Origin of the sequence: Dietzia sp. 2505, assembly GCF_040546785.1 — a bacterium.
Lineage (GTDB): Bacteria > Actinomycetota > Actinomycetes > Mycobacteriales > Mycobacteriaceae > Dietzia.
This window is the reverse complement of the sequence record NZ_JBEPON010000008.1, coordinates 36348-50739: the sequence shown is the minus strand read 5'-3', so window position 1 is coordinate 50739 and position 14392 is coordinate 36348. Positions and strand designations below refer to the sequence as shown.

The 14392-nt window shown below is 70.0% G+C and carries 11 protein-coding genes; 8 read left to right on the top strand and 3 right to left on the bottom strand.

The window, feature by feature from the left end:
- Positions 1-5: 5 nt before the first annotated feature.
- From ABIE38_RS14780 to ABIE38_RS14770, 3 genes are read left to right on the top strand one after another with little or no spacing between them, the layout of a single operon-like run.
- Positions 6-1289, top strand: coding sequence for a hypothetical protein (locus tag ABIE38_RS14780; protein WP_354057543.1), 1284 nt, complete (start codon positions 6-8; stop codon positions 1287-1289).
- A gap of 53 nt (positions 1290-1342) precedes the next feature.
- Complete coding sequence (locus ABIE38_RS14775) at positions 1343-3043, top strand: AMP-binding protein (protein WP_354057541.1); 1701 nt, start codon at positions 1343-1345, stop codon at positions 3041-3043.
- On the top strand, positions 3040-3915 hold the full coding sequence (locus tag ABIE38_RS14770) for an SDR family NAD(P)-dependent oxidoreductase (protein WP_354057540.1): 876 nt from the start codon (positions 3040-3042) through the stop codon (positions 3913-3915). Before ABIE38_RS14775 ends, ABIE38_RS14770 begins: the two co-directional genes overlap by 4 nt.
- Positions 3916-3935: 20 nt before the next feature.
- Here ABIE38_RS14770 and ABIE38_RS14765 read toward each other — a convergent pair whose 3' ends face one another.
- Positions 3936-5657 (bottom strand): AMP-binding protein, encoded by a 1722-nt coding sequence (locus ABIE38_RS14765; protein WP_354057538.1) that lies wholly within the window; start codon positions 5655-5657, stop codon positions 3936-3938.
- Between the two features lie 225 nt (positions 5658-5882).
- On the opposite strand from ABIE38_RS14765, the gene ABIE38_RS14760 reads away from it, so the two are divergent.
- From ABIE38_RS14760 to ABIE38_RS14745, 4 genes are all read left to right on the top strand, one after another.
- Positions 5883-7409, top strand: coding sequence for a CoA-acylating methylmalonate-semialdehyde dehydrogenase (locus ABIE38_RS14760; protein ID WP_354057536.1), 1527 nt, complete (start codon positions 5883-5885; stop codon positions 7407-7409).
- A gap of 74 nt (positions 7410-7483) precedes the next feature.
- A complete protein-coding gene (locus ABIE38_RS14755; RefSeq protein ID WP_354057534.1) occupies positions 7484-8659 on the top strand; it encodes an acyl-CoA dehydrogenase family protein in 1176 nt (391 codons plus the stop codon).
- Between the two features lie 3 nt (positions 8660-8662).
- Positions 8663-9559 carry a 3-hydroxyisobutyrate dehydrogenase gene (mmsB, locus tag ABIE38_RS14750; RefSeq protein ID WP_354057532.1) on the top strand — a complete coding sequence of 299 codons (897 nt, stop codon included), beginning with the start codon at positions 8663-8665 and terminating at the stop codon, positions 9557-9559.
- A 25-nt stretch (positions 9560-9584) separates the two neighbouring features.
- Positions 9585-10448, top strand: a complete 864-nt coding sequence (locus ABIE38_RS14745) for a LuxR C-terminal-related transcriptional regulator (protein ID WP_354057530.1) — start codon at positions 9585-9587, stop codon at positions 10446-10448.
- 47 nt (positions 10449-10495) lie between these two features.
- Here ABIE38_RS14745 and ABIE38_RS14740 read toward each other — a convergent pair whose 3' ends face one another.
- Positions 10496-11797, bottom strand: coding sequence for a cytochrome P450 (locus ABIE38_RS14740; protein ID WP_354057528.1), 1302 nt, complete (start codon positions 11795-11797; stop codon positions 10496-10498).
- 242 nt (positions 11798-12039) lie between these two features.
- Between ABIE38_RS14740 and ABIE38_RS14735 the strand changes: the two genes are divergently transcribed.
- Positions 12040-13518 (top strand): MFS transporter, encoded by a 1479-nt coding sequence (locus ABIE38_RS14735; RefSeq protein WP_502914789.1) that lies wholly within the window; start codon positions 12040-12042, stop codon positions 13516-13518.
- 149 nt (positions 13519-13667) lie between these two features.
- On the opposite strand, the gene ABIE38_RS14730 is transcribed toward ABIE38_RS14735, so the two are convergent.
- The gene (locus tag ABIE38_RS14730) at positions 13668-14174 is read right to left on the bottom strand and encodes a MarR family winged helix-turn-helix transcriptional regulator (protein ID WP_354057526.1); all 507 of its coding nucleotides are present in this window, start codon (positions 14172-14174) and stop codon (positions 13668-13670) included.
- Positions 14175-14392 lie beyond the last annotated feature (218 nt).

The window sequence follows — 14392 nt, the reverse complement described above, 5'->3', positions numbered from 1 at the left end:
GTCCGGTGACCACGCGCGACCCGGTCGTCGGCCGCGACCCCCTGGAATCGCTCGACCACGCGAGGCTCGCTCGGTTGCTTCCCGATCTGCTGCTGATCGGCCAACTCATCGACCGGGCGGGGATGCCGGCCCTGCTCGGCGAGTTCGGTGTGGACGGCATGCGGGACGTGGCGATCGAGGAGTGGCAGGCCGCGAGCCCGCACTACACCCGGCGCATGAAGGAGGCGCTGTCGATCACTGGCGACGGCGTCGCGGAGATCTTCAAGGGCTTCCAGCTGGATGTGGGGGCTCCGCCGGAGTTCATGGACTTCCGGTACGGGGTCACCGACCACGACCACGGCGAGTTCTGGCTCGATCACTGCGGTGCGCTGATGGACGTCGAACCGATGGGGGACCGGCTCGTCACCACGATGTGCCACGACATCGAGGACCCCACCTTCCCGGCCACCGCGCTGGCCACCAACCCCCGGGCCGTGGTGGAACCGATCCACCGTCCGCCGCGCAGCCCCGAGGGCCGGACGCCGCACTGTCACTGGACCGTGCGGATCGACCCGGATGCGGAGCCGGCGGCGTGGCCCGAGCCGGCGGTCGAGTCCGCGAGCAGCCGGTTGATCGACTTCGCCTTCGAGCCGCCGGAACCGCAGGACACCACCGGTGAGGGCCCGCGGGACGACTACGCCGGTCCGCTGCTGACGGACCTGAGCTTCCCCGAGTTCACCTCGGCCGCCCTCGTCCGCATGACCCGCGAGGTCTACCTGCAGATGCATCTGTTGGCGGTGGGTTTCCATCAGTCGGTGCGTCGCCGGTCGGACGCCGAGACCGCGGACCGGCTGCTCGCGTACCAGGCGACGGGGATCGCGGGGGTCGCCGCGGGACGGATCCGCGACGTCCTCGGCGTGGAGGGGGACGCGCACGGGTTGGCCGCCGTGCTCGATCTCCACCCGCTGGCCGGTCCGACCGCCTACACGGGGTACGCGTCGTCGGTCTCCGGCGACGGCGCGAGCGTCACCGTCACCTGGGACACCGCGGCGGACGCGTTCGCCGACGACACCTGGATGCCCTTGCTCGCCCGGGACGGACTGCGCCCCCTCGCCGCGGCGGCACAGGCGGTCGACCCGCACTGGACCGTGGAGCGCGTGCCCTCGGACGGTTCCCGGGTAGCGGCCGTCCTCCGGTTCGGAGACGTACCCGCGAAGGAGTCCGACGAGGTCGCCGTCACGCGGATCAGCACCGGGGCGGCGTTCGACTTCGGACCCGCCCGCACGCCACTGCCCATCACCCCGGTCTGAGACCGGACGCTCGCCCGAGACAGCACACCCGACCCCGTCACGGAGGACACCACATGGCACACAACCTGGCCGACCTCTTCGAACACGCCGTGGACGCCTACGGCGCCGACCGTCTGGCGGTGGTGGAGGGCGAACGTCGTCTCACCTACGCCGACCTGGAGGCCGAGGCCAACCGGTGGGCCTCGGCGCTCTCCTCCCTGGGCGTCGGAGCCGGCGACCACGTCGGTGTGCACCTGCGCAACGGGGTGGACTGTCTGGCGCTGATCCTCGGGGTCCTCAAACTTCGGGCGGTGACCATCAGCATCAACTACCGCTACTCGGGCCCGGAACTGCGCTACCTCTACGACTACTCCGACACCAGCGTGCTGGTGTTCCACCGCGAGTTCGGCGCCGCGGTGACCGAGGCCGTGCGAGGGCTCGACGCCGTCCGGCACACCATCGCGGTCGAGGACGGGTCGGGAGTCGACATCCTTCCGGACGGTGTCCTCCCCGCCCGCGAGATCCTGGAGGCGGCGTCGGACGAGCGCCCCGGGGTGGAGCGGAGCGGTGACGATCTCTACCTGGTGTTCACCGGTGGCACGACGGGCAAGCCGAAGGGTGTGATGTGGCGTCAGGAGGACCTGTGGCGCAGCCTCGGAGGTGGCGCGGACTACCACACGGGTGAACCGGTGCCCGACGAGTTCCACCAGTCCAGGGCGGGTCTGGGCGGTGACCCCCTGCGCTACCTCATCCTGCTCCCGCTCATCCACACCTCGGGCATCATGCCCAGCTTCACCGGCCTGTTCGCCGGCGGCACCATGCACTACCTCCCGCACTTCCGGGCCGCGGACGTCCTGGAGGAGATCGAGACCGAGAAGATCCAGGTCGCGGTGGTGGCCGGTGACGCGATGGTCCGGCCGCTCGTGGACCAGATGCGCCGGACCGACACCGACACCTCGAGCATGTTCATGGTCTCCTCCGGGGCCGCCCTCTTCTCGCCCTCGGTCAAGGCGGACCTGCTCGGGCTCCGTCCCGACCTGATGATCATGGACGCGTTCGGCTCGTCCGAGGGCGGCTTCGGCGGCCTGGGCGTGGTCACCAAGGCCGACCTCGACGACGGGTCGCTCTTCGCCGACCACGGTCCGCGGATCCCCAGGGGGACCACCCTGCAGCTCGTCGACGACTTCGACGACCCGCTGCCCGACGACTCGCAGGAGATCGGGTGGATCGTCAAGAGCGGGTACCAGCCCGCCGGCTACTACAAGGACGAGGCCAAGACCGCAGAGACCTTCCGGGAGATCGCCGGCAGCCGCCGGGTGTTCACCGGCGACCGCGGGCGGTATGACGGCCCCGACACGATCATCATGCTCGGCCGGGCCAGTCAGGTGATCAACTCCGGTGGCGAGAAGATCTTCGCCGAGGAGGTCGAGGCCGCGCTCAAGGCGGTGCCCGGGATCGAGGACGCCGTGGCGTTCGGGGTCCCGGACGAGCGGTTCGGGCACCGGGTCGGCGCCGTGGTGCAGTGGGCGGACGCCGCGCCGGACCCCTCACGGGATGGCTCCCCGGACGCCGGCGGCCACCCGCGGGACCTCGACGCCGTCGGGCACGCCCTTCGCGAGCACCTGGCCGGGTTCAAGATCCCCGTGGCGTACTGGGTGGTCGACACCGTCGAACGCCACCCCAGCAGCAAGACCGACTACGGCTGGGCGCGCCGTCTGGTGGCCGAGCGTGCCCCCGACCTCGACCGGCGTACGGACGCCGCCGGCACCGCGTGACCGGGCTCCGGCTCGACGGCCGGTCCTTCGCGGTCACCGGGTCCTCCCGCGGGATCGGTGCGGCGGTCGCGGACGACCTGGCCGCCCGCGGCGCCGACGTGGTGCTCAACGGGCGCGACGAGGCGGCGCTGCGGCGCCGGGTCGCCGAGCTCGCCGCACGGTCCGACGGCCGGATCACCGGGGTCGCCGGGTCGGCACACGAGCCCGCGGTGGCGGAGTCGCTGCTGGCCGAGGCGATCAGCGGTGGGTCCACGGTGTCCGGCCTGATCACGTGCGCAGGGGTGCCCGAACCCGCGGGGTCCTCGATCCTCACCGTGGGTCACGCGGAGTTCGGGGCACTCATGGACGCCCACCTCGGGACGGTCTTCGCGGCCTGTCGTGTGTTCGCACCGCACTTCGTCGCCGCCGGCTCGGGCGCGATCGTGACGACGTCGTCGTTCGCCTGGAAGGGCGACTACGGAGGTACGGGCTACCCGGCCGGCAAGGGCGCGGTCACCTCGCTGACCATGGCGATCGCGGCCGAGCTCGCCGAGCACGGGGTGCGGGCGAACGTGGTGTGTCCGGGCGCCCGGACGAGGCTGTCGACCGGGGAGGTCTACGAGGACCAGATCCGCGAGCTGGGTCGCAGGGGGATGCTCGACGAGCTCAGCGTGGCCGGCGCGCTGGACCCGGCCGGGCCGGAGTACGTGGCGCCGCTCTACACCTATCTCGTCTCCGATCTGGCGGCCGGGGTCACCGGCGGGGTGTTCGCCGGGTCGGGCGGGTTCATCGGGAGATTCCCCACGCCGGAGGCGCAGATCCTGGCGTACCGCGACTTCCACGACACCCCGCCGTGGACCCCCGAGGAGATCGACGGACTGCTCCGGGCCTGAGCGGCACCGCGGACCAGCCGTCAGCGCAGCGACTCCTCCCGGAACTCGCCGGGGAAGTCCACCGACGGTCCGTTCTCGCTCTCGCCGTTGCGCAGCTCGACGCGGCGGATCTTGCCGGAGATGGTCTTGGGCAGGTCGGTGAACTGGAGACGGCGCACCCGCTTGTAGCCGGCCAGGTGGGTGCGGGAGTAGTCGAAGATCTGGCGGGCGGTCTCCTCGGTCGGCTCCCAGCCGCCGGCCAGGACGACGAACGCCTTGGGGACGCTCAGGCGCACCGGATCCGGGGACGGGACGACCGCCGCCTCGGCGACCGCCGGGTGCTCCAACAGGACGGACTCCAGCTCGAACGGCGAGATCCGGTAGTCGGAGGACTTGAACACGTCGTCGGTCCGGCCCACGTAGGTGATGTAGCCCTCGGAGTCCCGCGAGCCGACGTCGCCGGTGTGGTAGAAACCGTCCGCGTAGGCGGCGTCGGTGCGCTCGGCGTCGCCGTGGTATCCGACCATCAGACCGAGCGGGCGGGGGTCCAGGCGCAGGCAGATCTCGCCCTCGGCACCCTCTCCCGGGACCTCCTGTCCGGTGGCGGGGTCGACCAGGACGACGTCGAATCCGGGGCACGGGCGGCCCATGGACCCGTCCTTGATGGGCTGACCCGGGGTGTTGGCGATCTGCACGGTGGTCTCGGTCTGGCCGAAGCCGTCGCGGATGGTCACCCCCCACGCGTCGCGGACGCGCCCGATCACCTCGGGGTTGAGCGGCTCGCCGGCACCCACCGCCAGCCGGGGCGGCACCTGCAGCTGAGTCAGGTCGGCCTGGATGAGCATCCGCCACACGGTGGGCGGGCAGCACAGACTGGAGACGCCACAGCGGTCCATCTCGCGCATCATCGCCGTGGCGTCGAAGCGGGAGTAGTTGTAGATGAACACGCAGGACCCGGCGATCCACGGCGTGAACACGTTGGACCAGGCGTGCTTGGCCCACCCGGGCGAGGACACGTTGAGGTGGACGTCCCCCGGCTGCAGTCCGATCCAGTACATGGTCGACAGGTGGCCTGCCGGGTACGAGGCGTGGGTGTGCTCGACGAGCTTGGGCTTGCTGGTGGTCCCGGACGTGAAGTACAGCAGCAGGGTGTCGTCGGCCCGGGTGGTGTGGCTGGGCTCGAAGTCGGGCGAGGCGTCCATCGCCGCGGCGAGGTCGGTCCAGCCGTCGGGGGCGCCGCCCACCGAGAATCGCTGATAGTCGCCGGAGATCGTGTCGAAGCGCTCGGCCAGCTCGGAGCGGGCGATCACGTGCTTGATACCGCCGCGGGCGATGCGGTCGCGAAGGTCACCCTCGGCGAGCAGGGTGGTGGCGGGGATGACCACGGCGCCGAGCTTGATCACCGCGAGCATGACGTCCCACAGCTCCACCTGGTTGGCCAGCATGAGAAGGATCCGGTCGCCGGGCCCGACCCCGGCCTCGCGCAGCCAGTTGGCGGTGCGGTCCGAGCGGATCCGCATCTCGTCGAAGGAGTACTTGGCCTCGCTCGGTGCGCCGCCGCCGTCGTGCTCCTCGACGATCCACAGCGCGGGATCGGTGTTCCCCTCGGCCTCGACGTCGAACCAGTTGAGAGCCCAGTTCCACTCGTCGAGCTCAGGCCACGCGAAGCCGGCCCGGGCGGCCTCGTAGTCCTCCGCGTTGGCCTGCAGGAAGTCGCGGGCGGTGCGGAAACGGGTGGTGGCGTCGGTGGCGAGCGGGGCCATGAAGTCTCCTGACAACGGGCACGGGTGAGAACGGGCGCGGGAAGTGAGTCAGCTCACAGTATGGGCGGCCGGGCGGGTGGCGGTACACCCGAAAGGGGAGGGTCGGGGGCGGCTGCGGGGCCGGGCCCTGGATTACTAGGAGATGCAAGTATAGAGTGATGGTCATCACGGGAGCAGTGGCGCGCGGACATCTCCGGACCGCGGCCTCACGACGAAGGGATGTCCATGTCGGATCTCAGGCAGATCGAGCACTACATCAACGGCACGAGGGTCGCCGCCACGGGCGGCCGCACCCACGAGGTGTTGAACCCCAGCACGGGCAAGGCGCAGGCCGTGGTTCCGCTGGCGTCGACGGCGGAGGTCGACGACGTGATCGCCAAGGCCGCCGAGGCGCAGAAGGCGTGGGCGGCCCAGAACCCCCAGAAGCGCGCCCGGGTGCTCATGCGGTTCGTCGACCTGATCAACCAGAACATGGACGAGCTCGCTGAGCTGCTGGCCATCGAGCACGGCAAGACCACCCCGGACGCGAAGGGCGACATCCAGCGCGGCCTCGAGGTGATCGAGTTCGCGATCGGTATCCCGCACCTGCTCAAGGGCGAGTTCACCGAGAACGCCGGCACGGGCGTCGACGTCTACTCCATGCGCCAGCCGCTCGGCGTGGTCGCGGGGATCACCCCGTTCAACTTCCCGGCCATGATCCCCCTGTGGAAGGCGGGCCCGGCCATCGCGTGCGGCAACGCCTTCGTGCTCAAGCCCTCCGAGCGTGACCCCTCTGTCCCGGTGCGCCTGGCCGAGCTGTTCACCGAGGCCGGCCTGCCCGACGGCATCTTCCAGGTCGTCCACGGCGACAAGGAGGCGGTCGACGCGATCCTCAACAACGAGACCATCCAGGCCGTGGGCTTCGTCGGCTCCACGCCCATCGCGCAGTACATCTACGAGAACGCGGCCCGCACCGGCAAGCGTGCGCAGTGCTTCGGTGGCGCCAAGAACCACATGATCATCATGCCGGACGCGGACCTCGAGCAGGCCGCCGATGCCCTGGTCGGCGCCGGTTTCGGCTCCGCCGGTGAGCGCTGCATGGCCATCTCGGTCGCCGTCCCCGTGGGCGAGGGCACCGCCGAGGCGCTGCTCGAGAAGCTGGTGCCCAAGGTCAAGGAGCTGCGGGTGGGCCACAGCCACGACCCGAAGTCCGACTACGGCCCACTGGTCACCCCCGAGTCCAAGGCCCGCGTGTTGGACTACATCGACCAGGGCGAGAAGGCCGGCGCGGAGATCCTCATCGACGGCCGCAGCGTGGGTGCCTACACGGACGAGTTCAACGGCGAGGACATCTCCGGGGGCTACTACGTCGGCCCCACGCTCATGGACAAGGTCACCCCGGACATGAGCGTCTACACCGACGAGATCTTCGGCCCCGTCCTCGTGGTGGTCCACGCCAAGGACTACGAGGAGGCCCTGCGCCTGCCCAACGAGCACGAGTACGGCAACGGGGTGGCCATCTTCACCCGCGACGGAGACGCGGCCCGCGAGTTCGTGTCCAACGTCCAGGTGGGAATGGTCGGCGTCAACGTGCCGATCCCCGTGCCGATCGCGTACCACACCTTCGGCGGCTGGAAGAAGTCCGGATTCGGCGACCTCAACCAGCACGGTCCGGAGTCGATCAAGTTCTACTCCAAGGTCAAGACGGTCACCCAGCGCTGGCCGTCGGGCATCAAGGACGGTGCCGAGTTCGTCATCCCCACGATGGACTGACAGCGCACCGAACCCGCCGCGCACCGAACCCGCCGCGCACCGTACGAACCGGGCACCGTATGAGAGGAACACCCATGTTCACCCTGGATGACGACGACAAGGTCATCGTCGACACCGCCCGCGACTTCTCGGTCAAGCGGATCGCGCCCAAGGCCCAGGAGTGGGACGCGACCCACCACTTCCCCAAGGACGTCCTCCGCGAGGCCGCCGAGATGGGGATGGGCGCCATCTACGTGTCGGAGGACGTCGGGGGCAGCGGGATGCGGCGGCTGGACGGTGTCCGCATCTTCGAGCAGCTCGCCAGGGGGTGCCCGTCGGTGGCCGCGTACCTGTCCATCCACAACATGTGCGTGTGGATGGTCGACGAGTTCGGCACCGAGGAGCAGCGCCACGAGTGGATCCCGCGGCTGGCGTCGCTGGAACTCTTCGCGAGTTACTGCCTGACGGAGCCGGGCGCCGGTTCGGACGCGGCGGCGTTGCGGACGAAGGCGGTGAAGGAGGGCGAGGGCGAGAGCGCCGAGTACGTCCTCACCGGCACCAAGCAGTTCATCTCCGGAGGCGGGCAGTCGGACGTCTACGTGGTGATGGCCCGCACCGGGGAGGCCGGAGCTAAGGGGATCTCGGCCTTCCTTGTCCCGGCGGACTCCGAGGGCCTGAGCTTCGGTCCGGACGAGCAGAAGATGGGCTGGAACGCCCAGCCCACCGCGCAGGTGATCATGGAGGGCGTGCGGGTCCCGGCCGCGAACCTCATCGGTGGCGCCGACACCGGCGGCGAGGGACTCGGGTTCACCATCGCGATGCGCGGACTCAACGGCGGGCGGATCAACATCGCCGCCTGCTCCCTGGGCGGCGCCCAGGACGCGTACACGCGGGCCGTCGCACACGTGCGGGACCGTGAGGCCTTCGGCGGCGCATTGATCGACGAGCCGACGATCCGCTTCACCCTCGCCGAGATGGCCACCGAGTTGGAGGCGAGCCGGCTCATGCTGTGGCGGGCCGCCGCGGCCCTGGACGCCAAGGAACCGGATCACGTGGAGCAGTGCGCCATGGCGAAGCTCTTCGTCACCGACCGCTGCTTCGACATCGCGGACCGGGCATTGCAGCTCTTCGGCGGGTACGGGTACCTGGCCGAGTACGGAATAGAGAAGATCGTGCGAGATCTCCGGGTGCACCGCATCCTGGAGGGGACGAACGAGATCATGCGCGTCGTCGTCGGCCGGGCCGTCGCCGCGCGCGGACTGGGAGCGTAGGACATGGACGACCGATCGCAGACTGTGGCGTTTCTCGGGCTAGGCAACATGGGTGGACCCATGGCCGCCAACCTGGTCGGCGCCGGACTCGACGTCAGAGGATTCGACCCGGTCGCGGCGGCGCAGGACGCGGCCCGCACCGCCGGGATCACCGTGTGCGACTCGCCCGCCGAGGCGGTCCGGGGAGCCGGGGTCGTGATCACGATGCTGCCCAACGGCGCTCTCGTGACCTCGACCTATGACGACGTCCTGAGCGAGGCGGGGGAGGGGACCCTGTTCATCGACTCCTCCACCATTTCCGTCGACGACGCCCGTGCGGTCCACGCCAAGGCCGTGGAGGCCGGGATGCTCCAGGTCGACGCGCCCGTCTCCGGCGGCGTCAAGGGCGCGACCGCCGGCACGCTGGCGTTCATGGTCGGCGGGGAGGATGACGCGTTCGCGGCCGCGCAGCCCGTGCTCGAACCGATGGCGGGCAAGGTCATCCACTGTGGCGGACCCGGGGCCGGGCAGGCCGCCAAGGTCTGCAACAACATGGTGCTGGCCGTGCACCAGATCGCGATCGCCGAGGCGTTCGTGCTCGCAGAGGGGCTGGGTCTCGATCACCAGGCCCTGTTCGACGTGGTCACCGGCGCCACCGGCAACAGCTGGGCGCTGCACACCAACTGCCCGGTCCCCGGCCCGGTCCCCACCTCTCCGGCCAACAACGACTTCACGCCCGGCTTCGCCACCGCTCTCATGAACAAGGATCTCGGGCTGGCGCTCGCGGCCCTGGAGAGCACTGGTACGGTCGCTCCGCTCGGCGCGGCAGCGGCTGCCCTGTACGACGAGTTCGCGCAGGACAACGGTGGCAAGGACTTCAGCGCCATCATCACCAGCATCCGCGATTCCTCGCGGAGCTGAACACCTCCACTCTCGGGAGAACACCATGTCCACCCTCCGACCCAAGGATTCAGACGCTGTACTGGGGGCCCTGCGCCGGGCCCGCCGCGATTCCGGTGTGCCCGTCGTCTTCGCCGGCGACGTCACCGGAGAGACCGCCAGATTGAACCGCTTCATCGGGGTCCGCACCGACTCCATGCAGGGGCTGGCCGTGGCCAGGGGGCGTGGGCTCGGTGGTCACGTGATGGCCTCCGGACGACCTGCGACGGTGCGCGACTACGAGGAGTGCTCCAGGATCACCCGCGATTACGCAGACGCGGTGGACCGCGAGGGCCTGCGGGCGATCATCTCCGTCCCCGTGATCGTCTCGGGGGTGGCGCGGACGATCCTCTACGGATCGGCCCGCGTCGCCACCCAGCTCGGCGACCAGGTGACCCGGACTTTCACCACCGTCGCCGCGGACCTGGCCTCGGAGTTCAAGGTCCACGACGAGGTCGATCGACGACTGCGGATGGCCGACCACGCCGCGGCCGAGCAGAACTTCGGTCTGGAATCCTCCGACAGGGAACGCCTGCGTGTCCTCCATGGCGAGTTGCGGGCCATCGCCGCCGAGCTCGGCGATCCGGATCTCCGCGAGAGGCTCCTGGCCGCGGGTTCCGCCCTGGCGGGGGTGGGCCGGACTCCGGAGGCGGGACAGGACCAGGTCCCGGCGCCGACGGTCCTGTCACCCCGGGAGATCGATGTCCTCGCACAGGTGGCTCTCGGGTGCTCCAACGCCGAGGTCGGCGCCCGACTGTCCCTGTCCCCCGAGACGATCAAGGCGTACCTGCGCAACATCGGTACCAAGCTGGGCACACGGTCACGGATGGAGTCCGTGGCCCGCGCCAGGCTCCTCGGCGTCCTGCCCTGATCAGCCCCGCCGGTCCGTCCTGCTCGGATCCGTCCCGGCCGGGGGCCTCAGTGGTCTCCGGGTCGGCTACAGCGGACCCTGACCCCGGTCGCCGGGCGGGTGAGCATCGTGGTCCACGGGAACGTGAGGTCGTCGGGGTCGTCGCTGATCCGTACCTCGGGCCGGCACAGCGCCGCGACGGCCGCGGACAGGGCGGTCACGGCGATCTTCTCGCCGGGGCACCGGTGGCCGGTGCGGACCCCGGCGCCGCCGTGCGGGATGAATGCCTCCAGCTGTTCGGCGTCGTCGACCCCCAGGAACCGTTCCGGGTCGAAGGTGCCCGCGTCGTGCCAGTGGTTCGGGTCCGTGTCGGTGCCCTGCAGGTCAAGCAAGACGCGTTGCCCCGTCTTCACCGGACAACCCTGGACCTCGAAATCGGTGGTCGCGAGCGCGGGCAACATGGGCACGAACGGGTAGACGCGCCGGACCTCCTGCGCGAACACCACCGCCTCGGGGATCTCGGTGAGCCGACCGGCCTCCTCCGACGCCTCACGGATTCGGACCCGCCACCCCGGGTTCTCGGCGAGGGCGACCGCGGCGAACGCCGCGAAGCGGGCGACCGCGACCGTAGGACGGGTGAGGTTCTGCAGTTCCACCGCCGCCGTGCGGTCGTCGACCAGCCGGCCCTGCTCGTCCCGGAGGTCTGCCAACGCGCTCACCACAGAATCGGGATCGGGTCGTACTTCTCCCGACCTGACCTTGCGCACCAGGGACGTGGCCCATCGGTCGAGGCGGAGACGCTCGACCTGCGCGACGGGGTTTCCGGAGATCCGACCGAACGTGTCGAGGAGCCTGCTCATCTGCCTGGCGCGCCTGTTCGCCTCCTCCGGTCGCACCGGCAGCCCGGCCCAACGGAAGGCCGCCCGGCCGAACGCGGTGGTGGTGTCGTGGTACACGGTTCCCGATCCTCGGCGCGCCCACTCGTCGAGCATCTGCTCCAGTTCCGCCGCCACGAGAGAGGCAAAATGCGCCACCCTCTCGTCGTCGTAGGCCAGGTCGGTGAGCGCGTTCTTGCGAACGGTGTGGGGGTGACCGTCGAGACCGTGCACGGCTCCGGGGCCGAAGAGCGGCAGGCGGACGAACGCGGGCATGGCACCTTCGCGCTTGACCTTGGTCGAGTCGTAGAAATGGCGGACCCCCTCGACTCCTCGCAGGAGCACGGCCCGCCGACCCATGAGGCGAAGGCTCACCGGCGTCTGGGAGTCGGCGGGTAGTCCCGCGCGCTGCCTCACTCGTGAGGTGAACAGGTATCCGGACCGGAGAAAGTCGAGGGACTGTTCGCGGAGCGTGTGGTGGGCGTGGGACTGCATCGGTGCCTCCTGGTGGCTCGGGTGCGTGTCTCGCCCGACACCCTAGGGGTGGCGGCGAGGGCGGGGCATCCGGTCGAGCGCGGGCGTCGCGACTGTGGGCCGGGTCACGTCCACATACTTTCGGGTGTATCGGGTGTGGTGGTCATCACATACTGTTCGGCTCAATCGACGCCTATGCGTCGGCGATCACCCGCCTCGCCGGAGGTCAGATACCCGGCGAACCTGACACGACTGGAGTTGTCTTGACGCAGTCCGGAAACACCCCGCCGGGGGACGCGGCCCCGCTGTCCCCGAATCTTCCGCCGGTCAAGCAGAAGACCTCGCTGAAGAAGGTCGCCGCGGCGTCCTCGATCGGTACCACGATCGAGTGGTACGACTTCTTCATCTACGGCACCGCCGCCGCGCTGGTCTTCCCGGCCCTGTTCTTCCCCGACCAGAACCCAGCGACGGCGACGCTGTCCTCGTTCGCGACCTTCGCCGTGGCGTTCTTCGCCCGGCCCGTCGGTGCGGCGATCTTCGGCCACTTCGGTGACCGGATCGGCCGCAAGAACACGCTCGTCTGGACGCTCATCATCATGGGCGTGGCGACCGTCTTCATCGGTCTGCTGCCCGGGTACAACACCGGCGCGTTCGGCGTCTTCGAGGGCGGTATCGGCATCTGGGCGCCCACCCTGCTGGTGGTGTGCCGCTTCTTCCAGGGCTTCGCGGTCGGCGGCGAATGGGCCGGCGCCACGCTGCTCACGGCCGAGTACGCCCCTGAGGGCAAGCGCGGCATGATGGCCATGTGGCCGCAGTTGGGCGTCGCGTTCGCATTCTTCCTCTCCTCCGGCACCTTCCTCGTCTTCTCGCTCGTCGCCGGTGGCGGTGCCGATCTCGACAGCCCCTTCATGCAGTACGGCTGGCGTATCCCGTTCCTGCTCTCCGCCGTCCTCGTCCTGGTCGGCCTGTGGATCCGTCTCACCGTCGAGGAGACCCCGGTCTTCCGTCAGACCCAGGCCCGCGAGGCCAAGGAGGCCGCTGAGACCGCGGCCGCGGACAAGGCCGCCAACAGGGTCACCGCTCCCAGGACGCTGCCGTTCGCCGACGCGCTGCGCTACCAGTGGAAGGAGATCCTCATCGCAGGTGGCGCGCTCACCTCGCTGTTCTCCCTCTTCTACATGGGCACCTCGTTCCTCACGAACTACGCCACCGCCACCCTCGGACACTCTCGCCCGTTCGTCCTGGGCATGGGCATGATCGCCGCCCTCGTCTTCGGTGTCGCCATCGCGCTGTCGGCGATGTACTCGGACAAGATCGGCCGGAGGAAGGTCATCGGCACCTCGGTCGGCCTGGCCATCCCGTGGACGCTGTTCGTCTTCCCGATCCTCGACACCGGATCGACCTTCGCCTTCGGCGTGGTCCTGTTCGTCACGCTGACGATCTTCGGCATCGCCTACGGTCCGGCCGGCGCACTGCTGCCCGAGCTGTTCCAGGCCCGCTACCGCTACACCGGTGCAGGACTCGGCTACAACCTCGCCGGCATCCTCGGTGGCGCGCTGCCGCCGCTGGCTGCCGCCGCGATGATCGGTGCCGGCAACACCTTCGGCGTCGGTCTGATGCTCTCGGCGCTGTCCGTCATGTCGATGGTCTGCATCTTCCTCATGACCGAGTCGAGCAAGAACGTCATCCACGCCGATGCCGAGCCGGACGACTCCCGCCTCATCGCCACCGAGATGCCGTGACCCTGGTCTGACGACCTCCATCGAGGACCCACCACACGGATCCTCCCAAGAGCAGCCGCGCCCGGCCCCACCCGAGAGGGGGCCGGGCGCGGTGCTGTTCGCCGGGCTGGGCGCGGTGCGGAACTGTGAGGGCGTCGGGCCCCCGGACGTCAGAAGTCGCCGGCGGTCTGCCGGAGCGACGAGATGGCCTCGATCAGCGCCGACTGCTCGGACGGGTCCATCCCGGGATCGGAGAACACGCCGGCGTTGAGCGCGGCGGTGGCCTCGGCGACCACACGCCTGCCCTCAGCGGTGATCTCAACCAGGGTCGTGCGGCCGTCGGTCGGGTGTGGTCGCCGCTCGACCAGCCCGGCGTCCAGCAGACGTTTCATGGCGCTGGTGACGCTGGTGACGTGCACCTGAAGTCGCTCGGAGGCCTTGGTGATCGGGAGCGAACCGGACCGGGAGAAGGCCAGCAACCGGAGCAGTTCGTAGCGGGGGAACGACAGGTTCCACGGCCGCAGCGTCTCCTCCACACGGGCCAGCAGGATCTGGTGTGCGCGCATGACCGACGTCACGACGGTCATGCCCTGGGCCGCATCGGTCCATCCCTCCCGCTCCCAGTTGGCACGGGCCTGGTCGATGCGGTCGGGGATGGGGGCGGTCCTGGGGGGCACGGCTCACTCCTGGAGGACACGTCGGGCGTCTGATCAGGCGAGTCTATCGGTAGCGACCCCGCGAAACGGGTGCGACTGGCGGACTCGCCCGGCACCCCGCCGGTCGGCGCCGCGGGATCCCTGCGACCGCGCCGTGGCCCGCCCGGACCACGGGAGCGCTCCGCCTATGCTCGGGGAGGCGTTCGCGTTCCACACCCGCCTCGTCGCGAGCCGGAGCA